29 protein-coding genes are annotated in these 26,179 nt (G+C 65.9%); 16 read left to right on the forward strand and 13 right to left on the reverse strand.

Annotated features, from left to right (window positions below; all coding sequences use genetic code 11):
- Positions 1 to 109 precede the first annotated feature (109 nt).
- A complete protein-coding gene (locus tag AKJ09_RS23995; protein ID WP_146649539.1) occupies positions 110 to 751 on the forward strand; it encodes a DUF47 domain-containing protein in 642 nt (213 codons plus the stop codon).
- Positions 744 to 1,763: an inorganic phosphate transporter gene (locus tag AKJ09_RS24000; protein WP_146649540.1), complete on the forward strand. Its 1,020-nt coding sequence runs from the start codon at positions 744 to 746 to the stop codon at positions 1,761 to 1,763. Before AKJ09_RS23995 ends, AKJ09_RS24000 begins: the two co-directional genes overlap by 8 nt.
- Here AKJ09_RS24000 and AKJ09_RS24005 read toward each other — a convergent pair whose 3' ends face one another.
- The 5 genes from AKJ09_RS24005 to AKJ09_RS24025 all read right to left on the reverse strand — a co-directional run bounded on the left by AKJ09_RS24005 (position 1,764) and on the right by AKJ09_RS24025 (position 7,052).
- Positions 1,764 to 2,795 carry an ABC transporter ATP-binding protein gene (locus tag AKJ09_RS24005; protein WP_146649541.1) on the reverse strand — a complete coding sequence of 344 codons (1,032 nt, stop codon included), beginning with the start codon at positions 2,793 to 2,795 and terminating at the stop codon, positions 1,764 to 1,766.
- 4 nt (positions 2,796 to 2,799) lie between these two features.
- Positions 2,800 to 3,621, reverse strand: a complete 822-nt coding sequence (locus AKJ09_RS24010; protein WP_205633789.1) for a carbohydrate ABC transporter permease — start codon at positions 3,619 to 3,621, stop codon at positions 2,800 to 2,802.
- Complete coding sequence (locus AKJ09_RS24015) at positions 3,618 to 4,493, reverse strand: carbohydrate ABC transporter permease (protein ID WP_146649542.1); 876 nt, start codon at positions 4,491 to 4,493, stop codon at positions 3,618 to 3,620. The genes AKJ09_RS24010 and AKJ09_RS24015 overlap by 4 nt, the downstream gene beginning before the upstream one ends.
- A complete protein-coding gene (locus AKJ09_RS24020) occupies positions 4,490 to 5,770 on the reverse strand; it encodes an ABC transporter substrate-binding protein (RefSeq protein WP_240488571.1) in 1,281 nt (426 codons plus the stop codon). The genes AKJ09_RS24015 and AKJ09_RS24020 overlap by 4 nt, the downstream gene beginning before the upstream one ends.
- Positions 5,771 to 5,852: 82 nt before the next feature.
- The gene (locus AKJ09_RS24025) at positions 5,853 to 7,052 is read right to left on the reverse strand and encodes a hypothetical protein (RefSeq protein ID WP_146649543.1); all 1,200 of its coding nucleotides are present in this window, start codon (positions 7,050 to 7,052) and stop codon (positions 5,853 to 5,855) included.
- A 123-nt stretch (positions 7,053 to 7,175) separates the two neighbouring features.
- On the opposite strand from AKJ09_RS24025, the gene AKJ09_RS24030 reads away from it, so the two are divergent.
- The 5 genes from AKJ09_RS24030 to AKJ09_RS24050 all read left to right on the forward strand — a co-directional run bounded on the left by AKJ09_RS24030 (position 7,176) and on the right by AKJ09_RS24050 (position 10,587).
- Complete coding sequence (locus AKJ09_RS24030) at positions 7,176 to 7,391, forward strand: hypothetical protein (protein ID WP_146649544.1); 216 nt, start codon at positions 7,176 to 7,178, stop codon at positions 7,389 to 7,391.
- Between the two features lie 95 nt (positions 7,392 to 7,486).
- Entirely contained in the window at positions 7,487 to 8,029 is a 543-nt protein-coding gene (locus AKJ09_RS24035) for a hypothetical protein (RefSeq protein ID WP_146649545.1), read from the forward strand.
- A 41-nt stretch (positions 8,030 to 8,070) separates the two neighbouring features.
- Positions 8,071 to 9,045: a hypothetical protein gene (locus tag AKJ09_RS24040; protein ID WP_146649546.1), complete on the forward strand. Its 975-nt coding sequence runs from the start codon at positions 8,071 to 8,073 to the stop codon at positions 9,043 to 9,045.
- A 79-nt stretch (positions 9,046 to 9,124) separates the two neighbouring features.
- A complete protein-coding gene (locus tag AKJ09_RS24045) occupies positions 9,125 to 9,721 on the forward strand; it encodes an RNA polymerase sigma factor (protein ID WP_169927810.1) in 597 nt (198 codons plus the stop codon).
- On the forward strand, positions 9,718 to 10,587 hold the full coding sequence (locus AKJ09_RS24050; RefSeq protein ID WP_146649548.1) for a hypothetical protein: 870 nt from the start codon (positions 9,718 to 9,720) through the stop codon (positions 10,585 to 10,587). Before AKJ09_RS24045 ends, AKJ09_RS24050 begins: the two co-directional genes overlap by 4 nt.
- A gap of 16 nt (positions 10,588 to 10,603) precedes the next feature.
- Here AKJ09_RS24050 and AKJ09_RS24055 read toward each other — a convergent pair whose 3' ends face one another.
- The 4 genes from AKJ09_RS24055 to AKJ09_RS24070 form a co-directional block, all read right to left on the reverse strand.
- Positions 10,604 to 12,238, reverse strand: a complete 1,635-nt coding sequence (locus AKJ09_RS24055; protein WP_146649549.1) for a mechanosensitive ion channel family protein — start codon at positions 12,236 to 12,238, stop codon at positions 10,604 to 10,606.
- A gap of 358 nt (positions 12,239 to 12,596) precedes the next feature.
- Positions 12,597 to 12,983: a hypothetical protein gene (locus AKJ09_RS24060; protein ID WP_146649551.1), complete on the reverse strand. Its 387-nt coding sequence runs from the start codon at positions 12,981 to 12,983 to the stop codon at positions 12,597 to 12,599.
- A gap of 18 nt (positions 12,984 to 13,001) precedes the next feature.
- Positions 13,002 to 14,036: a zinc-dependent alcohol dehydrogenase family protein gene (locus AKJ09_RS24065; RefSeq protein ID WP_240488572.1), complete on the reverse strand. Its 1,035-nt coding sequence runs from the start codon at positions 14,034 to 14,036 to the stop codon at positions 13,002 to 13,004.
- Positions 14,037 to 14,038: 2 nt separating this feature from the next.
- On the reverse strand, positions 14,039 to 14,518 hold the full coding sequence (locus tag AKJ09_RS24070) for a VanZ family protein (protein WP_146649553.1): 480 nt from the start codon (positions 14,516 to 14,518) through the stop codon (positions 14,039 to 14,041).
- Here AKJ09_RS24070 and AKJ09_RS24075 point away from each other — a divergent pair.
- Entirely contained in the window at positions 14,505 to 14,912 is a 408-nt protein-coding gene (locus tag AKJ09_RS24075) for a (deoxy)nucleoside triphosphate pyrophosphohydrolase (RefSeq protein ID WP_146649555.1), read from the forward strand. The genes AKJ09_RS24070 and AKJ09_RS24075 overlap by 14 nt on opposite strands.
- A gap of 179 nt (positions 14,913 to 15,091) precedes the next feature.
- Positions 15,092 to 15,673, forward strand: coding sequence for a hypothetical protein (locus AKJ09_RS24080; protein WP_146649556.1), 582 nt, complete (start codon positions 15,092 to 15,094; stop codon positions 15,671 to 15,673).
- Between the two features lie 6 nt (positions 15,674 to 15,679).
- On the opposite strand, the gene AKJ09_RS24085 is transcribed toward AKJ09_RS24080, so the two are convergent.
- From AKJ09_RS24085 to AKJ09_RS24095, 3 genes are all read right to left on the reverse strand, one after another.
- On the reverse strand, positions 15,680 to 16,453 hold the full coding sequence (locus AKJ09_RS24085) for a hypothetical protein (protein WP_146649558.1): 774 nt from the start codon (positions 16,451 to 16,453) through the stop codon (positions 15,680 to 15,682).
- Between the two features lie 160 nt (positions 16,454 to 16,613).
- A complete protein-coding gene (locus AKJ09_RS24090) occupies positions 16,614 to 17,690 on the reverse strand; it encodes an FAD-dependent oxidoreductase (protein ID WP_146649559.1) in 1,077 nt (358 codons plus the stop codon).
- Between the two features lie 28 nt (positions 17,691 to 17,718).
- A complete protein-coding gene (locus AKJ09_RS24095) occupies positions 17,719 to 18,393 on the reverse strand; it encodes a hypothetical protein (protein WP_205633790.1) in 675 nt (224 codons plus the stop codon).
- A gap of 148 nt (positions 18,394 to 18,541) precedes the next feature.
- On the opposite strand from AKJ09_RS24095, the gene AKJ09_RS24100 reads away from it, so the two are divergent.
- The 3 genes from AKJ09_RS24100 to AKJ09_RS24110 all read left to right on the forward strand — a co-directional run bounded on the left by AKJ09_RS24100 (position 18,542) and on the right by AKJ09_RS24110 (position 21,982).
- On the forward strand, positions 18,542 to 19,075 hold the full coding sequence (locus AKJ09_RS24100; RefSeq protein ID WP_146649561.1) for a zinc ribbon domain-containing protein: 534 nt from the start codon (positions 18,542 to 18,544) through the stop codon (positions 19,073 to 19,075).
- Between the two features lie 17 nt (positions 19,076 to 19,092).
- Positions 19,093 to 20,409 carry an NAD(P)/FAD-dependent oxidoreductase gene (locus tag AKJ09_RS24105; RefSeq protein ID WP_146649563.1) on the forward strand — a complete coding sequence of 439 codons (1,317 nt, stop codon included), beginning with the start codon at positions 19,093 to 19,095 and terminating at the stop codon, positions 20,407 to 20,409.
- A gap of 100 nt (positions 20,410 to 20,509) precedes the next feature.
- Complete coding sequence (locus AKJ09_RS24110; RefSeq protein ID WP_146649564.1) at positions 20,510 to 21,982, forward strand: hypothetical protein; 1,473 nt, start codon at positions 20,510 to 20,512, stop codon at positions 21,980 to 21,982.
- Positions 21,983 to 22,110: 128 nt separating this feature from the next.
- Here the strand turns inward: AKJ09_RS24110 and rplS are convergent, their stop codons facing one another.
- Positions 22,111 to 22,464, reverse strand: coding sequence for a 50S ribosomal protein L19 (gene rplS, locus AKJ09_RS24115; protein WP_146649566.1), 354 nt, complete (start codon positions 22,462 to 22,464; stop codon positions 22,111 to 22,113).
- A 250-nt stretch (positions 22,465 to 22,714) separates the two neighbouring features.
- Between rplS and AKJ09_RS24120 the strand changes: the two genes are divergently transcribed.
- The 4 genes from AKJ09_RS24120 to AKJ09_RS24135 all read left to right on the forward strand — a co-directional run bounded on the left by AKJ09_RS24120 (position 22,715) and on the right by AKJ09_RS24135 (position 26,170).
- A complete protein-coding gene (locus AKJ09_RS24120; protein WP_146649568.1) occupies positions 22,715 to 23,182 on the forward strand; it encodes a peroxiredoxin in 468 nt (155 codons plus the stop codon).
- A gap of 277 nt (positions 23,183 to 23,459) precedes the next feature.
- Positions 23,460 to 24,122, forward strand: coding sequence for a 50S ribosomal protein L3 (gene rplC, locus AKJ09_RS24125; protein ID WP_146649570.1), 663 nt, complete (start codon positions 23,460 to 23,462; stop codon positions 24,120 to 24,122).
- Between the two features lie 280 nt (positions 24,123 to 24,402).
- Complete coding sequence (locus AKJ09_RS24130) at positions 24,403 to 25,536, forward strand: NADH:flavin oxidoreductase/NADH oxidase (RefSeq protein ID WP_146649572.1); 1,134 nt, start codon at positions 24,403 to 24,405, stop codon at positions 25,534 to 25,536.
- A 127-nt stretch (positions 25,537 to 25,663) separates the two neighbouring features.
- Positions 25,664 to 26,170, forward strand: coding sequence for a cupin domain-containing protein (locus AKJ09_RS24135; protein WP_146649574.1), 507 nt, complete (start codon positions 25,664 to 25,666; stop codon positions 26,168 to 26,170).
- Positions 26,171 to 26,179 lie beyond the last annotated feature (9 nt).

The raw sequence follows: 26,179 nt of genomic DNA on the forward strand, positions 1-26,179 counted from the left end.
AGCCACGCGCACGTCACATGGATGACTCACAAGACGCGGCAATATGGCTATCTTGCGCCGCGCAACGATGAGTCAAACCGAACGCTACGGCCAACAAGAGGCGGTCTGAATGGGGATCCAGGACGTCATCCGCTTCTTCATGCCCAAGGAAGAGTACTTCTACGACTTCCTCGAGAAGCAGGCGAAGTTCGCCCACGAGGGAGCCACGATGCTCTCGAAGTTCTCGGAAAACGGCCAGTCTGCCGAAGACGCGCGGGTCGAAATCCAGAAGGTCGAGCACGAGGGCGACAAGGTCGTCCACGACATGGAAGAGGCGCTCGCGAAAACCTTCGTGACGCCCATCGATCGGGAGGACCTCCACAAGCTCTCGTCGGAGCTCGACACGGTCCTCGACCTGACCAACGGCGCGATTCGCGCGTGCGTGATGCTCGGTGTCGACAAGCCCACCGAGCCGATGAAGAAGCTCATCACGCTGCTCGTCGCGTGCACGCAAAAGATGGACGAGGCGGTGCCGAAGCTCCGCAAGCACGAGTACAACGACCTCGTCGCCATCGCCCGGGAGCTGCGCAAGCTCGAGAAGGACGCGGACGTGGTCTACCGCGACGCCATCTCGAAGCTATTCAAGGACCCGTCGGTCGACGCGAAGGTTCTCATTCGCGAGAAGACGGTGCTCGAAGATCTCGAGAACGCGGTCGACCAGTGCGATTCGATCGCGGACACGCTCACCAACTTGGCGATCAAGAATGGTTAGCCTTCTCGTCGCGGTCATCATCACGGCGATCATTTTCGACTACATCAACGGCTTTCACGACGCGGCGAACGCCATCGCGACGGTCGTATCGACCGGCGTTCTGCACGTTCGCACCGCGGTCATCCTCGCGGGCATCCTCAACTTCGTCGGCGCTGTCACGGGAACCGCCGTCGCGAAGACCATCGCCTCCGGCTTCGCCGACCCGGCCATCGTCACGCAGACCGTCGTTCTCGCGGCGCTGCTCGGTGCGTGCGCCTGGAATCTCATCACGTGGTGGTACGGCATTCCGTCGAGCTCCTCGCACGCGCTCATCGGCGGCCTCGCCGGTGCGGTCGTGGCCAAGGCAGGGCTCGCGGCCTTCAAGTGGGCGGCACTCTATTCGAAGGTGCTCGTTCCGCTCGTCGTTTCGCCCACGCTCGGTTTCATCGCCGCGTTCATCCTCATGATGGGGCTCGTCTGGGCCGTGCGGAAGATGCGGCCCGCGACGGTCCACAAGAGCTCGCGAACGATGACGCTGGTCTCGGCCTGCGCGCTCGCCTTCGCGCACGGTTCGAACGACGCGCAGAAGTCGATGGGCATCATCACCCTCGCGCTCCTCGCCTTCGTTCACCAGGGCCACGGCGGCGTGCCCGCGTGGGCGCTCCCCAAGGGGGACGGCGTGCCGATGTGGGTCATCCTCGCGTGCGCCGCGGCGATTGGGCTCGGCACCATGGCCGGTGGTCAGAAGATCATCAAGACCATGGGGACGAAGATCATTCGCCTCAACACGCTCCAGGGCTTTGCCGCGCAGACCGCCGGCGCGCTCACGATTCTCGGCGCCAGCCACCTCGGCGTGCCGGTGTCGACCACCCACTGCATCAACGCCTGCATCATGGGCGTCGGCGCGAGCAAGCGCGTGAGCGCCGTTCGCTGGGGAGTCGCCGGCAACATCCTCACCGCGTGGGTGCTCACCATCCCGCTGAGTGCACTGATGGCGTTCATCACGATGCTCGCCATCGACAAGCTCTTCTGATCAGGTTTCGAGCCGCTGCTCGGTCGTGCGATCGAAGAGCAGCGCGCGCGACGGATCGAACGATAGCCATACCGGTGTTCCCGACGAGGCCTCGTAGTCCGCGGGGGCGCGCGCGATGACGTGCTCGCCGCCCACGTCGACCGTCACCCACGTTTCGCCGCCCATCGGCTCGGTCACGTAGACGCGACCGTTCGGAGCGGTCTCGGGCGGAGAGCCCTCGCCGATCGTGACGTCCTCGGGGCGGAGTCCGACGAGCACGTCGCGACCACGAGCCCTCGACGCGAGCCCGAAGACGGAGGGCTCGGCGACGTTGAGGCGCGGAGCGCCGAGGAACTTGGCGACGAAGAGGTTTGCTGGCCTCGCGTAGATTTCGCGCGGCGGAGCCTCTTGGGCCACCACGCCCTCGTGGAGCACGACGACGCGGTCGGAGAGCGTCATTGCCTCGGCCTGATCGTGCGTGACGTAGACGAACGTGGCCTTCAGCGATTCGTGCAGCTTCTTGATCTCGACACGCATCTGCGCGCGGAGCGCGGCGTCGAGATTCGAGAGGGGCTCGTCGAAGAGACAGAGGGTAGGACGCCGTACGATCGCGCGCCCGAGAGCGACGCGCTGGCGCTGTCCCCCGGAGAGCTCTTTGGGCTTTCGATCGAGGAGCGCAGCGATGCCGAGGCGTTCCGCCGTCTCCGCCACGCGCCGCTCGATCTCCGCGCGCGTCAGGCCTTCGATCTCGAGAGGGAAGGCGATGTTCTTGCGCACGGTCAGGTGCGGATAGAGCGCGTAGCTCTGGAAGACCATCGCCACGCCGCGTTCCTTCGGCGAGAGCGCGTCGACGATCCGACCGTCGATGCGAACGTGCCCTCCCGTGGGCCGCTCGAGGCCGGCGATCAAGTTCAGGAGCGTGGATTTCCCGCAACCGCTCGGCCCGACGAGCGTGACGAGCTCGCCGTCTTCGATGTGGAGATCGATGCCCTTCACGACGCGTGTTCCGCGTCCGAAGGTCTTTTCGAGTCCCTCCAACGTCACCGAGGCCATTCGTTCACCCTTTGACCGCGCCCGCCGTGAGCGCGGCGACGAGCTTTCGCTGGAAGAGGAGCGTCACGACGATGAGGGGCAGCGTGGCGATCACGCTCGCCGCGGCGATTTCACCCCAAGGGTCGACGTGCTCGCCGGCAAAGAGACTGATGGCCACGGGAATGGTGCGCTTCTCGGGCGAGGAGATGAAGGTGAGGGCGTAGAGGAATTCGTTGTATGCGAAGATGAATACGAGGATCGCCGAGGTGGCGACGCCTGGCATCACGAGCGGCAAGAGGACCTTGCGGAACGCCTGGAACGGCGTGCAACCATCGACGCGCGCAGCGAGATAGAGCTCGTCGGGCAGGTCCGCGAAGAACCCTGTCAGGATCCAGAGCGTGAGCGGAAGGGCGAACGTGGTGTAGGGGATGACCAGGCTCATGAGATGGTCGAGCAGCCCGAGCTTGCCGAACACCAGATAGAGCGGAGACACGGTCGCGATCGGAGGGAACATCGAGACCGCGAGTGCGCCGCCGAGGACGAGATTCCGCCCGCCGAACCGAAGCTTCGCGATCGCGAAGGCGGCGGGCGCGGCGATGACGAGGCAGAGCACGGTGGTGACGCTCGCGACGAGCACGCTGTTGCCGACGACGCGTGCGAAGGGCCTGCCGTGGAAGGCTCCCGCATAGTTCTCGAGCGTGACGTGGCTCGGAAGTCCCGTGCGAGCGAGCTCGGACTCGGGCGTGAACGACGTGAGGACCTGCCATACGAACGGCCCCACGGTGAACGTCACCGTGGCCAGCACGAAGAACGCGAGGGCCCAGCGACGAAGATGTTCGCCATTCAAGGGCTCTCCTCCTTTCCGGGCAGGCCGAGTAGTCGTATGTATCCTGCACTGATGGCCATCACACAGAAGAAGGTGACCACCGCGAGCGCCGAGCCGTAGCCGAAGTCGCCAACGCGCACGAGCATCTTGTAGGCGTAGATGGAGAGTGTCTCGGTGGTGTTCGCCGGTCCGCCGCCTGTGAGCACGTAGACCGCGTCGAACACGCGAAACGCATCGAGCGTGCGGAACACGAGTGTGACCACGATGGTGGGACGAAGCAGCGGAAGCGTGATGCTGCGGAACGTCCGGAACGTGGAGGCGCCGTCGATGGCGGCAGCCCTGTACACGTCGTCGGGAATGCCCGTCAGGCCGGCCAGCAGAAGGAGTGCCACGAAGGGCGTGGTCTTCCACACGTCGACCACGATTGCGGCGTGCATCGCGTAGCCGGGCATGCCGAGCCAGTCGATGTCGTGCCCCGGCAGGAGCTTCGTGACGAGGCCGTAATCTGGATTGAAGAGCCACGCCCACGTCTTCGCGGAGACCACGGTGGGAATCGCCCAAGGCACGAGAATGGAAGCGCGGAGGAGCTTCTTTCCGGGAAACGCCGTGTTCAGGAGAAGCGCGAACGCGAGGCCGAGCACGATCTCGATCGAAACGGCGACGAACGAGAAGTAGGCCGTGTTTCCGAGCGCCGTCCAGAACCGTGGATCACGCAGCAGGAACGCGAAGTTCTGCAGGCCCACGAAGCGATCTTCGTGGAACACGATGATCACCCGCCGGAGGCTGAGCCAGACCGCGTATCCGATGGGATAGGCGGCAACGACGAGGAACACGAGCACGCTCGGTGCGACGAAGAGCCAGGGCGTGAGCCGCTCTTTCGGGGTCGGACTCACCGCGTGATCCTGTCGATGAGCTTCTGGGCGCGTGGCAGTGCGACGTCGGCCGGGCGAACACCACTCACCACGGCGGAGAACTCGCTCTGCAGCACGTCGCTCATCATGTTGTAGTAAGGCGTGACGGGGCGAGGCCACGCGCGCGAGACCGCGGGAAAGAGCTGCGCGATGAAGGGAGCCTCGTGAACGAGGCGAGCATCCTGGTACGCGGCGAGGCGCGGAGGGTTGCGCCCGTAGGCGATCGCGAACGTGACGTTGGCCTCGAGCGAAGTGAGGTGGCGAATCAGGTCGATCGCAATCGCCCGCTTCTCGGGCGGCGTTTGGGCATTCAGGGCGAGCTGCCATCCGCCGAGGGCGCCGTGACCGGGGGCACCGCTCACCGTCGGGAGCGTCGTGAATCCGACCTTTCCTCGTACCGGCGAGCCCTCCTTCTGCAGCTCGGTGTACGCGTATGGCCAATTGCGCATGAACACCGCATGACCTTCTTGGAAGGCTCGGCGCGTCTCCTCCTCGGTGGAGCTCGTGACCGATCGCGGGCTCGTGCCATTCGTGATCAGCTCGCGGAGGAACCCGAGCCCTGCGCGTGCCGCGGGCGTGTCGAGCTCGACGAGGCCGCCCTTCGACACCTCACCGCCGTGACCCCAGATCGATTCGAAGGCATTGCAGACGAGCCCTTCGTATTGGCGGCCTTGCCACACGAATCCCGCCAGCGAAGGGTCCTTCTGGCGTGCGGCGCGCGCCTCGCGCACGAGCTCGTCGTACGTGCGAGGGGGCGCGGAGACGAGGTCGCTCCGGTAGTAGAGGATGCCGACGTCCACGTACCAGGGCACGGCGAACGTTCGACCATCGACGATCACCGCCTGCGCAGCACCCTCGATGAAGTCCTGCTTCAGCGATGCGGGCGGGAAGACGTCGGACACATCGGCGATCCAACCGGCGTGCGAAAACTCGGGGATCCACACGACGTCGGTCACGAAGACGTCGAAGTCACGACTCTTCGCTTCGAGCGCGGTGAGGAAGTACTGATGCAGAACCTCGGAGGCGTTGGGAAGGACCTCTGTGGCGAGCACGACCTCCGGATGCGCTCGCTCGAACGCGGCGAGTCGATCGCGCAGGATCGTGGGATCGCCCCACATCGGCTGGTGCTTGAAGACGAGGCGAAGCTTGGCGCCGTTCGTGACGGTGGCTTCCTCGGTCTTCGCGCGCTCGCATCCGCCGCACGCCATTGCGCAGACGGCGCCGAGACCGAGCAGCCAATGGCAAGGGGCGGCCCTCATTCGCGTTCGGCGAACGTAGGATCATCCGCGGAAGGTCGCCAACGCTCGTCACGCCCATGCGGACGAGCGTCGCAGACTCAGATCACTTCTTCGGCGCTTCGGGAGCGGCGCCTGCGTCGACGGTCTCCGGCGCGCCGCCATCCGGTTTGCTCGCGCCCTCGGGCTCGACCAGCTTTCCGACCGCGAGATCGACGGTGCCCACGTCCCAACGATCGTCTGCGTTGCGATGGAGCCGGTCACACGTCTCGGACGTACGAGCGCCGTCGAAGTAGAGCTGCACGCAGACCATCGGGCCCTTTTCGATGCGCTCGTCCACGTACTGCACGGAGAGCGGCATCTTCTTGTCGCCCGCCTTGAGGCGCATGTGGACGTAAGCGCTGCGCGTCTTCACCTCGCAGAGGTCGGGCGCCTGGCTGTCGAGCGCGCACGTGCGCGCCTTCGGGCCGGGAGCTGTTGCGCGGAGCTTCACGCGGGGGAAGGTGTCGGGATCGTCGCTGACGTCGAAGTTCTGCCAGATCAGCTCGACGAGGACATCGCGCGTCTTGGGCGGAAGGACTTCGACCTGCGCGGTAGCGAGGCCTTTGCGGCCGGCTTCGTCCGTTGCCTCGGCCTGGATGCTGTACGTGCCGAACACGTCGGGCGTGATCGTGCCGCGCGCCGGGCCCTTGGTGTACGCGAGCTTGGCGCCCGACCCACCCGGCAGTGAGCCGAGCGTGAGCGTGCGATCGGTGAGCGCGAAGCGGCCGCGAGCTTCGGCGGTGGCCTCGCAATCGACGACTTCACCGGGCTGCGCGTGGAGCTTCGTCGACCACGTGGGCGCCTCGCCGAGGCGGCACTGGACGTTCGCCGTCGGAGGATCGCCGCACGACTCGGCCTGGTCTTCGTCGAGGTAGAATCTGACCGGCTTGTCGATGCGATGGACGATGACTGCGTCATAGGGCGTGTGCTCGAGTTTCGACGTGCAGCCCGTGCCGTTCTTCGTCTCGTGGACCCAGACGTGGACCGCACTGGCGGTCTCCAGCACCTTGTCGATGTGCATCGCGACGGTGTCCTTTGCCTCGGCCGACGCCACGAGGAGCATCGAGACCGAGGTGTCGAGCGTCGTCGGAAGGGCGCCTTCCTGTCCGGACGGCCAGACGCTCTGCCAGTCCTCGCGGTTGCGCACGACGAAGAATCCGCCTCGGAGGCCGGCGTACCCCTCCTGCGAAGTGCGGCGGATCTTCATCGGATCGCCCTGGATTGCCTTGCCGTTCTCGCTGCCGTCGCCATGAATGACCGTCACGGCCGGGGTCGTGCCGCACCCCGCTCCAAGAGTTCCAACAGTTCCAAGAACGACGGCAAAGGCGAGGAGCAAAGGCGAACGCGTGCGCATTTTTCCGGGCGATGATACACCGCTCGGCGTCCCGTGATCACCGACCGACTCACAGCCCGCGTCATCGGCCTCCTCCTCATCATCCTTCCGCTCATCATCGACGTTTCCAGCTTCATTTTCGGCAAGCCTGAGCTTAGGAGCCGTCCGGGTTACGCCTTGATCGTCATCCTGCCGTCGCTGCCGTTTCTGATCGGCGGCGCTCTCTTGCTGCGGCGTGCGGAGCGCATGAAGGACGGCGACGACGACTGACGCACGATGCGACTCCTCGCGAACAGCCTGCTGCCGTAGAGCGTTCGTACGCGGGCTCGTCACAAATCGAGAGAGGGCAGGGCACTCATCTGGTCATGACCCGTTCTTCTTCGATCGCTCTCGCTAGCCTCGCACTCGTCACCCTGTCGATCGGTGCCTTGGCCTGCGGCCAGCTCGCGACCATTGGAAGCGACAGATCCGACGAATCGGCGCTCTCGCCGAACGGCCAACCGGGACCGGCGGATGCGTCCCTCGACCCGGCGCCCACGCCCGACGATGCCGCCGCACCGCCCATCCCGCAGGATGCATCGTTGCCTTCTCCGCAGGGCACGTTGACCTGCCCGTCGAGCGATGCCGGAGTGACGTACACCTACGATCGTTCGTGCACCGCCGCGAGCGATTGCGTCATCGGTTTTCTCTCGATCGACTGCTGCGGGAGCCAGATGGCCTACGGCATCAACGCCGCCGCGAAGTCGCGCTTCGACGAGACCGCTCTGACTTGCGGGATTCGTGGGGTCTGCGATTGCGCTGCGGAGTACGTTCGCTCCGAGGACGGCGCGACCTCGCTCTACGCCGACCACCACGATCTCCAGGTCGGCTGTGCCGACCAGCGCTGCATCACGTACATCGCGAAGTAAACGAGGTGACTCCTCGCTTCGGCGAGGACATTCTTGAGCGCGTGACGAAACGCATCGGTTCTGCCCTGATGGTGGGGGCGAGCTTGCTCGCCGTGGGAGCGGTGCGTGCGCGGGCGGACGAGGCGAGGTCGGCGATCGAGCTTACGTGGCAGGCGACCGATGGCTGTCCGAACGGTTCGAGCGTCGAACGCGAGGTCACGCAGCTTCTCGGGCCCGACTACCACGCGGCATCGCGACCCAAGGCGACGGCGACGGTTCGTCGCGACGGGGAAGCCTTCGTGGTCGAGGTCGTCACCGAAGTCGACGGCATCTCCGCTACGCGAAGCGTGAGCGCAACGACGTGCGAGCGCGTCGCCCATGCGACGGCCATCGTGCTCGCGCTCTCGCTCGACCCCGCCCGTGCTTCGGAAGAGCCCGCCCGTGATGCGGGCGAAGCGTCGGCTCCGAAACCGAGCGAGTCGCCGATCGTCGAAGAGCATCGTGAGACGTCGCCCTCGTCCGCGTCGGATCGTGCGTTCGTCGTGGGAGCCTTTGCCGTCGCGAACGTTGGCGTACTTCCGCGCGCGGCGTTCGGTCCGGAGCTCCAGATCGGCTGGGCGAATGCCGGTTATCGCCTGGATCTCGGTGCGGCGTGGTTTCCGCCCGTCTCTGCGACGGTCGACACGGCGCGCGGTGGGGACTTCGAGCTGGCCGTGGCCTCGCTCCGCGGTTGTCGAACGTGGGGTCTCGGAGGGCGCATGGCGGCCGGGCCCTGTGTAGCCTTCGAGGGCGGCGTGATGACGGGCGAAGGGAAGGGCATTCGCCTCCCTAGTGCCGGCAAAAACTCGTGGTTTGCGGCGAGGGCAGGTGGCCTTCTGACGGCGGATGCCGGGATTTCGCCCCTCCGGCTGGCCCTCTCGCTCGACGCGGAGGTCCCGATGACCCACGATGAGTACGCCGTGGACGGGGTCGGTGTGGTCCATCGCAACGCCGCTGTCGCCGGACGAGGCTCGTTGGGCCTCGAGGCGGCCTTCTGAAGCTGTTTCTCGGAGGGGCGTCACGAAAATTCTCGGCCCCGGGCACTCAACCAACGAGCCGCAACCGGTCGCAGCCGTCATGTCCTCCCACACCCTCAAAGCGATGGCGATGCCCGGTCTGGAGAGACCGGCCGCAAGTGTGCGCAGCGGCACGCTTTCGTTCGAGGAGGTCTACGACGGGTATCTGGATTTCGTCTGGCGAACCTCGTTGCGACTCGGTGCGGACACGACCGTCATCGACGACGTGGTGCAGGAGGTCTTCCTCGTCGTCCACCAGCGGCTTGCGGAGTTCGAGGGGCGCTCGTCGATGCGGACGTGGCTCTTCGGCATCGTGCGCAAAGTCGTCGGTCGTGTGCGACGCACCGCGCGTCGAAAGCCCTCGCACGTGGGAACCACCGAGCCGACCGATCTCGACGTTTTCACGACCGCCGAGTGCGGGCCCGGTGAGTCCGCCGAGCGCGCCGAGGAGCTCCGTCTCGTGCAGCGCCTCCTGGACCAGCTCGACGACGACAAGCGTGAGGCCTTCGTCCTCGCCGAGCTCGAGCAGATGACCATCGCCGAAGTGGCCGAAGCCGTGGGGGCGAACCCCAACACGGTCGCCTCGCGTATTCGAGCGGCGCGCGCAGCCTTCGAACGAGGACTCGAAGAGTGGGAAGCGTCGGGAGGTAAACCGTGACCGAGCTCAGTCCCAAGGCACGGGCGCTGCTCTCGCGGACGGCGTCCGGTTTCGAACCGACGCAGGCGGATCGCGATCGTCTGCGAAGCGCACTGCGAGCACGGATGCTGGCCGGCGCGGCAACGGCCGCCGTGGTTCCTGCGGCCGTGAACGCCGCGTCGAGCACGGCACCGCCCGCCGCCGCCGGTACGACGACAGTGCTCGCTGCGGCGAAAGCCGGAGGCGTCGTATCCAAGCTCGCGCTCGTGAAGATAGGTGCGGCACTTCTCGTGGTCGGCGCAGCGGCAACCACGACGGCCGTGCTGTCGACGCACGATGGCGCGGACGTACCTCGCGCTCCGTCGAACCTCGCATCGCCCACGGCGACGACCGCGCCGCCGCCAGCACCCGGCGATGCGAAAGCAGTGTGGGAGAGCGCGCCAGAGACCGCGCCCATCGAGGTCGCGACGGCCAGCTCGCAAGATGTATCGCCGCCGCCGCGCGCGGCGACGGTTGCAGTGCCGGTCGCTGCGAGGTCCGTCTCGCCGCGCGTGGAAGCCGTGCCGTCGGCCGTGCGGCCTGCACGCGCCGACGAGGCCTTCGACGCCGAGATGGCGGTCATGCGCGAGGTGCAGGTGGCGCTCCGGAGCCACGACGCTGCACGTGCGCTCGCAGCGCTCGACGCCCACGATGCGCGCTTTGGCGGGGGAGCACTCGCGGAAGAGCGCGCCGCCGCTCGGGTGATTGCACTCTGCGACCTCGGTCGTCAGGCCGAGGCGTCGGCCGCTCGTTCGGCGTTCCTCGCCTCGTTTCCTCGGTCGCTTCAGGCGGAGCGCGTACGGCGCGCGTGCGCTTCGAGCGAGACCAACGGGGCTCCTCGGGACTGATGCGACGGACGTGCGGTCAGCTCGGTTTGTCCGTCGACTCGTGACGGGACGCTGCCGAAAGCACCGCGCGCACCGGCGTGGCGAGACGCGTGCCGTACTTCTCCACGGACTCGATGCACGCGAGAATCAAGTCTTCGCGAACCCGTGCGAACTCGGAGAAGTCGCGCGTCTCGACCATGGCGGCGATGTCGAGATCGAACGACGACTCGCCGATGGAGGCGAGCTGGACGAACACGTCGTCGGTGCGGACGTTCGTATGCTCGGAGATGCGCTTGCGCACTTCGGCGACGATCGCGCGCAGCTGAACGACGTTGGCCTCGCGCGAGATCGGCAGCTTGGTCGCGAAGCGAATGCGGTCGCGAGGGCCGAGCGACTCGATGCGCATGTCGGCGAGCTTGCCGTTCGGCAGGATGATGCGTGTGCGGTCGGCCGTGCGCAGGCGCGTCGAGCGGAGGCCAATGCCTTCGACCGTGCCCTCGACCGTGTCGACGCGGATCGTGTCGCCGACGACGAAAGGCTGGTCGGCGAGGATGGACACCGAGCCGAAGAGATTTTCGACAGTCTTCTGCGCGGCGAGGGCGAGCGCCACACCGCCGATACCGAGACCGGCGATGATGCTCGTGACGGGGTAGCCGAGCTCAGAGAAGGCGACCATCAAGGCAATGGCCGCGACGAACACCTTGCCGAGCTTGACGCCGACGGAGGTGAGGGAGCGAACACTGGGGCGATAGGCGGCCCACTGCGCCTTGGAGAGCTCGTCGCCGACGACCGTGACCGTTCGGAACAGCGCCCAGAAAAACGCGAGGTAGCCGAGCGCACGCAGCGCGCGTCCGACGAAGTCCTCGGCCTTCAACGTGAGGCCGAGATAGGGAAGGAGGGCCCAGAAGAGGGCGACCCCGAAGCCCATCGTCACGGGGTTGCGTAGGCGATGGAGGAAATTCGGGCTCCAAGGCCACTTCGCGAGCAGGCGGCGGGCGAAGAAACCCGACAGCCACGTCACCAAGCGGCCGCCCGCGAGACAGAGGGCGGTGAGGAGCGGCAGCGCGAGCCACTGCCAGTAGTAGAGCGCCCAGGGCCCCTGCTCGAGCAGCGGGGCGGGCAGGTGGTCGCGCAGCCAACGGACCTTCAGCGACGCATAGAGCGCATCGACGTTCTGCACGGTCGACTGCGCGAAGACCCAACGGGCTTCGTCTTCCGGGGTGCGCGCCTCGTGGCGAACGATGCGAATCGAGACCGTGTGCCCCTTCGCATCTTTGATCTTGCCGAGCTCTTCGGTCCCGGCGGGAAGGTTGTTGTCTTTCTTGCCGCGAGGAAGCGGCGAGAGCTGATCGACGTCGATCCAGAGGCGCTCGCTGAGGACGCCGTGGAGCTTCCGGGCGAGCTCTTCCCCTCGCTTCTCCGCGCCGCGTGGAAGGTCGAGGTAGCGCGAAGCTTCTTCGTAGCGACCGCGATCGCAGAGATCGAGGAAGCTCTGCATGCTCGTGCGTGGAGAGTCGGGCGCCTCTTCCTCGGCTACCGCCGGAGCTGCAGGGGCGGCCGACGTTGTGGGCTTCGTCGCCTGCGCGAACGCCGAGGCGCTCTGAGCGATGAGCGCGAGCGCGAGCAGCAGCGAGAAAACGAAGCGAAGCGTGCTTCGAAGGGCCCCGACCATGAATCGGCGCCTTTATAGCCCAACGCGTCGATCGACGAGATCCTGTCGATCCATCGGAGACCGCTCATCGCGAGAGTCGTCGTCGTCCGTTACCGGCTTGCCATGGAAAAGCGCTCCACGGTCACGCGAGCGCGCCCACGGTCGTGCAATCTCGTCGGCGTTTCTTGCAGCGATGAAAGATTCGCGCGATCGAGGCACCAGATTTCCCGCATTTGGAATTGGCACGACTCTCGCTAATCAGGCGAGTGCACCGCGCGAGTGGCCGTTCCCCCCCCCCCGGCCCAGCGCGGTGTTTTTTTTTGTCCTCGGCTGCGGGAGCGTCGACGACCGATCGACACCGCTTGCTCGAAGCGCTCGATCAGCGCAGCGCGCAGTTCACGCTGGCGGTGAACGCCTGCGAGGGGGACACGTAGTACGTCACGAGCTCGACGGTCTGACCGCTCGGTACGTCCGTGGTGCCCGGCTTGGGATTCACGTCGGTCGATACCGTGCAGCTCGCCGGGCGTGAGCAGCCGTTTCGCAGCGTGACGACGTGGTTGTAGCCGAAGGGTACGTAACGCGCTTCGCTCGTCACCTGGACGCAGGCAGGAACGGGTGGCCCCGCATCTTTCGCGGCTCCGGCGTCGCCATTTCCACGGCTTCCGTCGTCGGCCTGTGCAGAGACGGCCGACGAGAGCGTGGCCAACGCGACGAGAGCCGCGGTGCTCCCCGTGAAGACGAGCTTGCCGAGGAAGGGGGTGGCCACGTCTCGAGTTTGTGCACGTCAGCGCGACGGTGCAACGTCCGTCGAACCCGAGCCGTTCACGAGGACGGCAGAGCCGTCGACCTTGCCTTCGTCGAGTCTTCCGAGGGCGAGGTTCGCGTCTTCGAGCGGGTGCGTTTCGAAGCTCGTCTTGATCGGAATTTCGCGCGCGAGCGCGAGCAGCTCGATGGCGTCCGCGCGCGTGTAGTTGGCCACGCTGACGAGGTTTCGCTCCCACCAGAGGAGGTCGTAGGAAAACTGCGGGATGCGATCGAGGTGGATGGCGTTGATGGCCACCGTGCCGCCGCGACCGGTCGCGGCGAGCGCCGAGACGACCACGTCGCCGACGGGCGCGAACGTCACGGCGGCCTCGAGCGGCTCCGGTGGCTTCTCGTCGTAGCCGCCGGCCCACTCGGCGCCCATGGCGCGGGCTCGCTCGCGCTCGCGTTCGCTTCGCGTTGCCACGAACACGCGACATCCCCAGTGGCGAGCCACCTGCAACGCGAGCAGCGCCGAGGCGCCGAAACCGTAGAGGCCGAGTCGTCCTCCTGGTTGGATGCCCGACCGCTTGAGCGAGCGATAGCCGATCACGCCCCCGCAGAGGAGCGGCGCAGCGTCGATGTCTCTGAATCCTTCGGGCAGCCGAAATGCGAAGTCCGCGCGGACGATGGCGTGCGTGGCATAGCCTCCGTCGCGGTCCCAGCCGGTGAAGAGTGCACGCTCACAGAGGTTCTCTCGGGAGCTCTTGCAGTATGCACATTCTCCGCACGTCCACGCGAGCCAGCCGACGCCGGCGCGATCGCCGACCGCCCAGGTGTCGACGCCGGCCCCCACCGCCTCGACGTGTCCGACGATCTGGTGGCCTGGCACGATGGGAAGACGATGGGCGTGGAGATCACCTTCCACGATTTGCAGATCGGTCCGGCACACGCCGCACGCGCCCACGCGCAAGAGGAGCTCACCGTCGCCCGGCTTCGGAACGTCCCCGCGCTCCGACACGAGCGGTGCCTTGGCGATGGGGGCTGGAGCTCGCAAAAGCATGCGCTGCATCGTCATGGCTAGGCTTCCTCGTGCGGCCTGAGCTTCGTCGGGCGAAGAACTCCTCGCGACAGAGACACAGAGATCGTCACTCCCACGCAGTCTGCCAGGTAGTCCCAGATGCTGGACGAGCGAACGGGGCTCAAGCGTTGAAGGAGCTCTTCGACGCCGACCGGCACAAGGACCAGGATGGCGGCAAGCGGCAGGATTCGGCGCGAGGCGATCATCACGTCTCGATGCCCGAGTGCTCCGTCGAGGAAGAACGCCAGACCGCCAGCGAGGGTGGCGTGAAGCAGCTTGTCGCTGCCGTGGACCGCATCGAGCTCAGCAGGCAGGAGGTCCCGGTAGGCCAAGACGGACAGCGCCACGGCCACGACGACCATCAGCGCGAACGCAGCCCACGCGGCCCACGAACGCGTGCGAACTCGGTGAACTCGCGTGTGGACGGGCTCCGTTACGACGTTGCTTCCCATATACTGCGCCTCGATGCGTACCGTCATTGTCGCAGCCGGTGTCGTCCTCGAGCACGGCAAGGTCCTTCTGTCTCGTCGCAAGACGGGAACGCACCTCGAAGGGCTCTGGGAGTTTCCTGGTGGCAAGGTCGAGGCCGGCGAAGATCCTCGCGCGGCACTCCGTCGCGAGCTCGAGGAAGAGCTCGGTATCGACACCGAGGTCGGCGAGATCGTCGACGTGACGTTCCATCGCTACGAAGATGCGGACAAGGCGGTCCTACTTCTCTTTTTCGAGGCGTCACGAACGAGCGCGTCGCCGGAGCCTCGCGCGGTCGACGTTGCCGAAGTCGGTTGGTTCGGTCCAGAAGCCCTCGACCCGGCCTCCTTTCCTCCCGCGGACGTCGCGGTGCTCGCCAAGGTGAGAGCCCGTCTCCACGGCTGAGCGTTTTGTCGGGTTCGTGCAACGGAATGGCGCCGGACGGACTGCCCGGCGCGGTGGCGAAATTGTAAAAGCCGCTCGCTCGCGGCGTGGTCGTTCGGACTGATTCGTCTCGAATCGCGTTCCGAAATCGGCGATGGGCTCGCGAGGGGGGCTGTTTCGAACCGGGGCCGAGGTCTTCCATGCGAGCAGGTGGTCGACTCCTCATTCTTCCGTTCCTCGTCGTCGTCGCTTCGGACTGTCGTCGCGCGTCCGAGAGCGAGGCACCGATGCCGCCGAGCGTCGAGCTTCGCGCGGGGCAGATGGAGGTTCGCGCGAAGAGCGTGCTGCTCGCGCCCAATGCCCCGCGAACGGAGCCGCGCCGCGTGGCGAGCGCACCGAAGTCGTCGCGAGCCCCGCTTCCTCGCTCCGAGGCCCATCGCGTTCGCCTCGATCGGGGTGGCGTCAGGGTGCCGGTTCCGGCTCCCGACCTGACCTCGGGGCGGCGCATTCACCTGACGCTCCGTGACTGCATCACGGACCTTGCGCCGGGCATCAACTACCAGGTGTTTCTCGGCGAGCCTTCGCCTGAACACTACGTGGGGGGCATCACGTTCTTCGACGCCGTTCGTCGTCGCGTCACCGATCGGCTGGGTGACGTGACCGACATTGCCGAACGACTGGCTGCCGAAGGCGGAGCCTGGGAGGTGACGATCGTGCCCGTCGGTGTCGCTTCGCGCGCCGCGCACCCGACCGTGGGAGACGTTCTGCTCGTGTCGCGGTGACGTGCCTCAGAAGGCGATGCTCGCGTCGCTGATGGTCGCCGACCCTTTGTAGTGCTTGCGGAAGAAGAGCAGGCTGCCGCGCGCTTCGAACTGGATCGACGAGGGCGCTTTGCCGAGCGCCGTCGGCAGCTCGAAGCGCACGGTCACGTCGACGTGATCGACGAGACGCGGGTTCTTCGAGGGGGAGAATCCGAGCGTGAGCACCTGTCCCGTATCGGCGTCGACCCAGGCCGAGCCTTTGTATGCAGTCTCCGCGGGGACTTTCGGTACGAATCCGACGCGCACGTGCGAGGGGGCGGCGGGATCCTTCTCGAGCAGCGTGAACGCGTAGCGCGACTGTTCGACGGCGAGGAACGGTAGACGGAGCGACTCCGCCTCCTTCTTCTTGTCGGCGCTGCTCTTCGTGCGCTTTTTCTCGGCCGCCTTCGCGCGCTCCTCGTTCGTCTTGTCGACGCCGTCCTCGGTGTACTTGAGGATCTCCGCGATGCGCTGTGCGGGCGAGGCCGTCACTCGGACGACCATGCTTTTGTTGCCGCTCACCTGCCCGCCGCCGTCGAGCTCGTCCATCGTTCCGCTGAGCGTGAACGAGCCGCGACGCTTCATCTGCTCGAACTGCTCGGCGTACTGGGCGAGGCGCGGCATGATGGCCGCGAGGGCCGGATCCAACGCGGTGGTCGGCGGGGCTTCCTCTGCGCGTCCCGCACAAGGCACCGCCGCCAGGGCGACGAGAACGAACGCCCGCGCGACGTGAGCGAGGCGCAGAGAGGAGCGCGTGGCCATCTCCCGAAAGGATGGCCCTCCGAAATCTTCGGGGCAAGCGACGCAAATGCCGTTCGCGAAAGCGCGAGCTGGCAATGCCCGCCGTTCGTGCCTCGCGAAGGCGCCCTTGCGACGCGCGATGCGACCAAAGCGCGCACGCTTCACCGAACGGCTGGTCCGTTCAGCGTGGAGGCGCAGCCGTGACGGCGTTCGCGACCGTGTCGGCGGTGACCTTCGCGAGCAGGATGCCGTTGCGGTGATGTCCGGTGGCAAGGAACAGGCCGGGCAGAGGCGAGCGACCGACGAGCGGTGCGCCTGGGCTTCCGTCGCTCGTGGCGACCTGCGGGCGGAAGTTGCTCCACGCGCGCACGAACTCGGCTTCGCCGAGCCGCGGGGCGATGGCGATCGAGTTGCCGAGCACGGTGTGGATGCCCGCGGCGGTGAGCTCGCGTCGATGTCCGACGTGCTCCATCGTCGCGCCGCACACCACGCGTCCGTCGCCGCGAGGAACGACATAGGCGTGCCCCGAAAAGACGATGCTGCCAAGGCGGGCAGGGCGCTCTTCGAGCATGAGGAGCTGGCCGCGGACCGGGCGCACGCGCGGCAGCTCGTCGGGCACGCCGGGCACGAGTGACGACCAGCTTCCCGCGGCGAGAACCACGGCATCGGCGCGAAGGATCTCGCGGCCATCGAGACTCACACCGACGCATCGACCGCCTTCGGTCAGCAGCATCGAGACCGTGCTCCCGCCTCGAATGACGACGCCGGCGCGGGAGGTCGCCACCGAGAGCGCGCGCAGGAGCTGCGGAGGATCGACCTGCGCTTCGTCGGAAAAGTGAAGGGCGTGCATGACGCCCGAGGCGAGCTCCGGCTCGACCATGCGTGCCGCCGTTCCGTCGATGAGCTCGGCGCGCAAGCCTCGTGCACGTTGGGAATCGACGAGTCGCCTGGCTGCATCCAGGCCCTCCGGGCTCACGATGGAGAGCGCGCCGGAACGCCGGTAACCGATGTCGACGCCGGTGAGCTCACGAAGGCTCGCCGCCCAGTTCGCGTAGGCCTCGCGCGCAGCCACGTAGCCGTCGAGCTCGGCATCGTCGCGCGATTCGATCTGCGCGGCGAGCATACCGGCGGCGGCACTCGAGGCCTCGGCGCCGGGCACGGCGCGTTCGAGCACGATGACGTCCGACACACCCCGGGCTTTCAGCTCCAGAGCAGTGCCGCAGCCCATGACCCCCGCTCCGACGACGACGACTCTCATCTCGCCGATCGGTTTAGCGCCATTCGCCTCAGGCTTCGGGGACTCTTCGCAGAAGCTTCGCCATAACGGCGACGTTCCAAACCGCGAACCCCGCGAAGAGCGCCACGAGGAGAAGCGCCCAGCGTGAGCTTTGGGGGGCGTCGCCCTCGACCAGGAGCCACGATCCCTGCGGAATGTCCTGTCCGGTTGCGTCTTTCACCGCTGCTGCGAGCCCGCGATGCTTCGGCCCGCCAGTCTCGAAGCGAACGAGGCGCCCGGTGAACTGGCTCGGTGGGACATAGCGGACATTCTCCGCCCCAGCGGGGACACGGACCTCGACCCAAACGTTCGGTCGGCCCGCGACGGGCATGAGCCGGAATGAACCCTCGGTCAGCGGACGCTCGTAGCGGATGGCGGCCGCCGCGCCGAGCATGCCCTGGCCCCGAACGAAGCGGTTTTCCTGGAAGGCGCCCTCGGGCGTCTGGATGAGATCACCGAGGTCGGCGGGGTGGGCATCCGTAAAGGCGTAGGCCGCGTCGCGACGGAGCGCGAAAATCATGGCGATCGATGCGATCGCCGTAACCACCAGCATCACGACCGTGAGCGTGCGCTCCCGCTTGGGCGGATCCGGCAGTTCGAGGAGCTCCGGATCGAGCTCTTCGCGCTGGGTTTCGCGCGGACCTCCGCGAGGAGCGTCGAGCGGTTGGGAGGGAGCGTCGGTCAAGGTGGGCAGACTCTCTGCGAGGCGAACTCTACGGCTGGGGAGAACCCCTCGCCAACTCCTGACAGCCCAAAGTGGCCGAGAGTTCCGGAAAAATCCGTCAAAACAAGTTTGAGTCGTAGACCCCGGACTCTGTTACGCTCGCCCTCCGATGGCTTCCGGAAAGCTCGTCACCTGCACCTCGTGTGGGTCCAAGAACCCCCCCGGCTCGGCGCGCTGTGGCTCGTGCGGCGCAAAGATCGAAGCGCTCACCAAAGGCGCCCGCTCGCGGGAGGAGGAGCTCGAACGCCGCTACCAGCAAGAGGGCGTGAGCGTTCAATGGCTCTTCATCGCCATTGCCGTCCAGGGCGTGCTGACTGCGGCGCTCGTCTTCGGGCTGCCGCGCATCGTCACCCTTCTCGATTTCGAGGGGGGTAACGGCATGATCGTGTGCGTCCCGGTTTGGTTCCTCGGCGGCTTGCTCGTCGGAATGATTTCCCCCGGCCGCACCTTCATCGAGCCGATGGTCGCGAGCTTCGTCGTGGCCATCCCGACGACCTTCTTGCTCATCCAGAGCCAGACGGTGCGCACGATGCCGACGTTCCTCTACGTCGTCATGAGCGCGATCGGCATCATGTTCACGCTCATCGGTGCGTACATCGGCGAGCGCATACAGCTCGGTCCCCCGGCGAAGACCGCCGAATAGCTTGGAGCATTGATCCGATGACGACTGCCGCCTCTTCCGTCGACGTGGTCGTGGTTGGCGGCGGGCCGGGTGGCTCCGTCTGCGCCTCACGACTGGTGCAGAAAGGGCTGTCCGTTCGCGTCTTCGAGAAGGAGGAGTTCCCTCGCTTCCACCTCGGCGAGTCGCTCCTCCCCCAGTCGCTCCCCGTGCTCGATGCGATCGGCGTCCTTCCCGCCGTCCGCGAGCAGTTCATCTTCAAGTACGGCGCGCGCTTCCACGACGACGTGAAGGGGCGAAAGGATCGCTTCGCCTTCGCCGACGCGTGGAAGAACGAGCATCCGCACGCCTTCCAGGTCCCGCGCGATCTCTTCGACGCGCTCCTGCTCGACCACGCAAAGAAGGTCGGCGCACAGGTTCACGAACGGGCGCGCGTGCTGCGGATCCTTCGTGAGGGAACGCGTGCGGTCGGCGTCGAGGTCGAGAGCGAGAGTGGCCCCGTCGAGACGGTGCACGCGCGATTCGTCGTCGACGCGAGCGGCCGCGACGCGATGACCGCTCACACTTCGCGCACCACGACCAAGATCGATGGCCTCGATCAAACCGCGATTTTCGGCCAGTTCCGCGGCGTGCAGCGACCGGAAGGGGAGCTCGCCGGCGATATCGACATCGTGCTCTTCCGCGAAGACAGCGGGGCGCGCCCGAACTGGTTCTGGTTCATCCCCTTCAAGGACGGCCGCACGAGCGTCGGCGCCGTGGTTTCACGCGCGTGGATCAAGGACCGCCGCGCGCGCCTCGCCGCGGAAGGCTTCGCCGGCCACGAGGCAGACGGGCTCTTCGCTCGCGCCGTTGCTGAATCGAAGAGCGCCACCGAGCTGCTCGCGGGCGCGACGAACATCTGGCCGTCGGCTCGCGCCACCGCTGACTTCAGCTACCGCGTCCGGGACCTGCACGGCGATGGCTGGGTTGCTGTCGGCGACGCAGGCGGATTCATCGATCCGCTCTTCTCCACGGGCGCGCACGTGGCGATGGTCTCGGGGATGACCGCGGCCGACGCGATCGTCGCGGCGCTGGAAAACCCGAGCTCCGAGAAGGAGACATTTGCCGCGTGGCAAACCGCCATGCGCAGCGGCGCCGAGACCTTCATCCTCGCGGTTCAATCGTTCTACGCGGGACCGCTGGTCGAGTACTTGTTCGCCGAGAACAAGCACACGGCGCTCCGCCGCTCGATCACCTCGCTGCTCGCCGGCGACGTGTTCACCGACAGCATCTGGCTGCGAGATGCGCGCACGCGCCTCCGCGACATGCTCGCCCAGCCCGGCGCCGCCACGACGCTCGACCCGTCGAAGCTGGCCTGAGCTCGATTTTGCAGCGCGTCATCGACTGAAGCGGGTGCCACGGCGGACGTTCTTTCCGGAACGGGCCGAATGGCCCCGCTGGAGCGCGCAACGAATCGTCATGGCCGAGGTTTCTGTGGTGGAGGGGACACGGGAGCGAGCAACGACGTTGCCGGCGGGCCGAAGGCCTTGGTTGTCGCGGCACTCGGCACTTTGCGCCGTCGGCGGCCTTGCCTTCTTGGGCCTCGTTGCGATTGGTGGCTGCGTCAACGACGCGCCGAGCGGCGGCGCAGGCGGGGATACGCCGACGCCGAGCGACGGCACGCCCCCGACCTCCGCCTCACCAGACGGTGCGGTACCCGACCAAGATGCGAGCGATGCAGCGCTGCCGGCGAGTGCGCGCTTCATCCAGATGAACGACGTCTCGATCTTGTTGCCACTCGCCAAGTCGGTCACGGAACGAGATTCGTCGATGCTGAACGCGGGCACGCTGGGGAGCGACGGACCGCTCATCGACAGGGCGCTCTACGAAGCAGCGACCGGTGAGCAAGCCGGCCCCCTTGCCCAGGTCGGGTGCAGCGGGTGCACGCCGATGCTCTACGACAACCTCCGAGTGGTCGCAGTCCGCATCGACCCGTGCTTCGCGCATACGGAGTCTTTCCACGGTGACGACACTTGTCGGAACCAACTGCGACTCGTCTTCCAGGCCCTCGTGCCGAACTCCGACGCCGATGCTGGGACGGTCGACGCGGGGCCAAGCGACTCGTTCACGGTCGTCGATGGCGGTGTCCACGCCTTCTATTCGATCACACGGTCCGAGGTGATCGACATCGCGAATGCGATCGTGAATCTGCGAATTGCGAGCGGACGCGCAGATGATCTCGGGCCGCTGGCACCGCATCCGATTGCCATGAGCGAGGGCCTCGACGGGGCTTTCGTCCGCGGTCTTTACGGGATCATCAAGGCTCATGCGAGCTCGAACAGATTGGTCCGCCTTGCCCGTATGCAGAGCGTCCCGAATATGTGGCTTCTCTCCCAGCACGAGATCGCCAGCGGAGTCCTGACGAGGACGCACATCAAGATGCTGCCAGAGAGCGACGATCTCTTGAGCATCTTCATGAGCGGCTCGTTGGCAGACACGTACATGGGCGTGATTGGTCCGCCGATGACGCAGACCCCCGACACCTACGACGCGATCATGAATTCCCAGTACGCGGTGAACAAGACGGCGGCAGAGCGCCAGGCCGCCTTCGACGCGACGCTTCGGATCGAGAACCCGCACAACCACACCCCCGACACGATCGACTGTGCGAGCTGTCACGCGGCGGGCGTTACGCGCTTGAACGTCGGACCGAAGTACGGCCTCGAAGCGAAGGGCAATCCGAATGCGTTCGCGCTCACGTCGCCGTTCGTTCCAGAGGCGGACATGGCGAGGACCACCGCGCCGGACCCGATGCAGACGCCGGTGGTAACAATCTCCACGCAGACGAACATCCACATGTTCAGCTACATCGAGAATCACCCGTCGATCACACCGCGCGTCATCAACGAGACGGCGGTCATCGTCGACTACCTCAACTCGATCCCGCACTGAGCCGGGGCGGCGCGGCGCTTACGGATCGAAGACAAAAAGCGAATGGGGCCTACGGATGAACCGTAGACCCCTGCATGCTTTGAAGCTTGCGACGCTTGGAAACTGGTCGGCGCGTGGCCGACCGTTTCTCAGGTGTCTTTTTGGTCGCGAACGCGGGCAGCCTTGCCCTGGAGGTCGCGCAGGTAGAAGAGGCGCGCACGGCGGACGACGCCGCGGGCGACGACTTCGATCTTCTCGATGCGCGGCGAGTGCGCGAGGAAGACGCGCTCGACGCCGACGTTGAAGCTCACCTTACGAACGGTGAACGTGCTGCGTGCACCGCCACGGTGACGCTTGAGGACGACGCCCTGGAAAACCTGGATGCGGTCCTTGTCGCCTTCGACGATCTTGTAGTGAACACGGACCGTGTCGCCGACGCGGAAATCGGGGAAGCCCGTCCGAAGCTGCTCGTTCTCGATCGCCGCGATCTTCGCGTTCTGCATGTCCGTCTCCAAAAAGTCCGTATCGAATCGACGCGTAAAACCTGGGAAGAACAACCCAGCCGCGTCGGGGGCGCGCTTTAAAGCACGCACCCGTAGGGCTGTCAACGCGCTGGGTTTTCTTCGATAACGCACCGCATCCATCACGAGTCAGGATGCGGACGCCGCTCATGCGGTGGGCGCTCTTCCTAGTCCCACCAACGGCTTCGCGCCACATCTTCTTGCTCCGCGCACGTGCTAGGCATGCTGGACCATGCCGCTTCGCGTTGGTCAGAAAGCACCGGATTTCGACGTCGTCGCGAGCTCGGGCAAGAAGCTCAAGCTCAGCGACTTCGCGGGCAAGAAGAACGTCGTCCTCTACTTCTACCCGGGTGACTTCACGCCGGTGTGCACCCGCGAGACCTGTGGGTTCCGTGACATGTACGAGGATCTCGAAGGCAAAGACACCGAGGTCATCGGCGTGTCGGTCGACTCGGACGAGTCCCACCGCAAGTTCGCCGACAAGTACAAGGTGCCGTTCGACCTCGTCTCCGACGAGAGCCGCGAGCTCTCGAAGGCCTATGGCACCTCCGACGGCTTTCTCAGGTCCCTGTTCAAAAAGTCGGGCCGTATCACCTACGTGATCGACAAGAAGGGCGAGATCGCCGGCGTTTTCGAGGGCGAGCTCAGCGCGACCAAGCATACGGACGGCGTTCGCTCGCTCGTTGCCAAGCTCGGGTGAATCCCGGCTGTCCTCATGAAGCGCTCGAGGGCCCGTCTGAGAGCTTGACGGATGGGCCTTGGCCGACCAGACTGCGCCGCCCTTCCCCCGAAAGGGAAGGCGAGACTTCGAGCGTTGGAGAGCGGGACTTTCCCCGAGCTCCCTGGCCTAGCACTCAGGCCAGTCTCTAGGACGTGTTCCAGAACGCAAAGCGGTCTCGAGACAGAACCCCAGTCGTGTCCCTGGCCCCGTCCTCATGGGGATTGGACGCGTTGAGTGCAGAAGCGAGAAAAAGAAGATGAACACGAAGCCCGGCATCATCGGCAAGAAGCTCGGAATGACGCAGCTCTACAAGGACGACGGCACGGTTCAGCGTGTCACGGTCGTCGACGTGAGCTCGGTCATCGTCGTCGGCAAGCGCACCAAGGAGAAGGACGGCTACACCGCCCTCGTCCTCGGCATGACGGACGCGAAGGACAAGCACCTCACCAAGGCGCAGCAGGGCTCGTTCAAGAAGGCCGGCGTTGCGGCCAAGCGCACGGTGCGTGAGCTCCGTTGCGACGAGGAGTTCCTCGGCAAGTTCGAGATCGGCGCGGCGCCGAAGCTCGACGAGATCTTCCAGGTCGGCCAGATCGTCGACGCGCAGGGCACGACCCGCGGTCGCGGCTTCTCCGGTGTCGTTCGCCGCTGGAGCTTCGCCGGCTTCGTGCAGACGCACGGTACCCACGAATACCGCCGTCACGGTGGTTCGATCGGTACGAACATGACCCCCGGTCGTACGCTCCCGAACCTCAAGATGCCCGGCCAGTACGGCAACGAGACGGTCAGCATCCTGAACCTCCGCGTCGCGCGTATCGACGCGGAGAAGAACCTCCTCCTCATCGAGGGCGGCATCCCGGGTTCGAAGAACCAGCTCGTCACCGTCCGCTCGGGCGTGAAGGCGCGCATCAAGAAGGGCTGAGTTCGAACGCGCTCTCGCAGCGCTTCGCTTGGTCACGGACGGCACCCTGGTTCGCCACGGGTGCCGTTTCATTTTTTGTGCTCCGCCGCGGCACGCGTTGTCGGTGGCTGGGAGCCCTCGACCCGTTGGCGATAGGAGCGCCGCTATGCCTGGCGGCGGCAGGAAGGTTGCACGGCTCGCCGAGCGCCGTGCGTTCGACATCGTGAGCGCACCGGCAAGCCGATCCTCACGCCGTCACATGAGCCTCGGCCCCTCTCGATAGCTCGATAGGGAGATTGTCATGAGCAAGAGGAGTCACGCCAAACTCTTCGAGCCGCTCCGCGTGGGGCAGCTCCAACTCGACAATCGAATCGTGATTGCGCCGATGTGCCAATACTCGGCAGTCGACGGCTGCATGACGGATTGGCACCTCATCCACCTCGGACACCTTGCTCTGTCCGGAGCAGCCTTGCTCACGATCGAAGCGACGGCCGTGCTGCCCGAGGGCCGTATCAGCTACGGCGACGTAGGGCTATGGGACGATCGGACCGAGCACGCGGTCGCGGATGTGTTGCGGAGCATCCGTCGGCACTCGAAGATGCCCATCGCCATTCAGCTTGCCCACGCGGGCCGAAAGGCATCGACCGATCTCCCGTGGCTCGGTGGGGCGCAAATCCCACCAGGCCGCGAGAATGGCTGGCAGACGGTCGCCCCCTCGTCCGATCCGTACGCGCAACACGAGCATCCTCCGATGGCCCTCGATCGCGAAGGAATGAAACGAATCACTCAGGCTTTCGCGACGGCGGCGCGCAGGGCAGCGCGGCTCGGCGTCGATGCCGTCCAGATCCATGGCGCACACGGCTATCTCTTGCATGAGTTCCTTTCGCCGCTCTCGAATCGTCGGGATGACGAATACGGAGGCCGAAGTCTCGCCAATCGCATGCGCTTTCCGATCGAGGTCTTCGATGCGGTGAGGCAGGCATTCCCCTCCGATAAACCCGTCACGATGCGCGTGTCGGGCACCGATTGGGTGGCGGGCGGCTGGGACATCGAGCAGACGGTTGAGTTTGCGAAGACCCTCGAAGCACGCGGTTGCGCCGCCATTCACGTGTCGAGCGGCGGTCTCGACCCGCGCCAGCGAATTCCGGTTGGTCCGGGCTATCAGGTTCCGCTGGCCCGTGCCGTCAAACACGATGTTTCGATGCCGGTCGTCGCCGTCGGGTTGATTACCGAATACGAACAGGCCGAGGCGATCGTCGGAACCGGTGACGCGGACCTGATCGCTCTCGCACGCACGATTCTCTACGACCCGCGATGGCCATGGCACGCCGCTGCCCACCTTGGCGCGCGGGTTCAAGCGCCGAACCAATATCTACGCTCACAGCCGCGCCAGTATCGCTCTCTCTTCGACATCGAGGGCGGCGGCGAAGATTAGATTCTCCGATGCGCGGCACGAGCGCGACGGATGGTGTCACGGACGCGCTCCGGTATTTGAATCCTGCTCGCGAATCACTCTTTTCCGATATCGGCCGAGTGAGCATCGATGTCGGGCAGAGGCAATCATGTCGTATCCGCCGCAACGCTACCCAAGCGACAAAGGCGAGGTCAGCGCGACCTTCAGGCCGGCGGATACCAAGCCCGACGTCGAGAGAGGTTCGGGGAATCGGACGCATTACATCGCGACGAGCGCAAGTACGAAGGGGGAGTTCGGCCTCTATCGCGTGGACATGGGACCTCGGGCTCCTGGGCCGAGTACGCACTTCCACAAGACGATCTCGGAGTCGTTCTTCATCTTGTCGGGAACGGTCGAGCTGTTCGACGGCACACGTTGGGTCAAAGCCAAAGAGGGGGACTTCCTCTACGTACCCACGGGGGGATTGCACGCCTTCAAGAACGATTCGGATGAGCCATCGTCGATGTTGCTGCTCTTCTCACCGGGCGCACCACGCGAGGAGTACTTCGAAAAGGTCGGAGAGATGGCGAAGCGCGGTGGAAAGGAATTCGAGGAGTTCCTCGTGCGCCACGACAGCTACTTCGTCGACATGTTCGGTCGTCCGGCCAAACTGTGACGACCAGCA

It is taken from the genome of Labilithrix luteola (assembly GCF_001263205.1).
Taxonomy (GTDB): domain Bacteria; phylum Myxococcota_A; class Polyangia; order Polyangiales; family Polyangiaceae; genus Labilithrix; species Labilithrix luteola.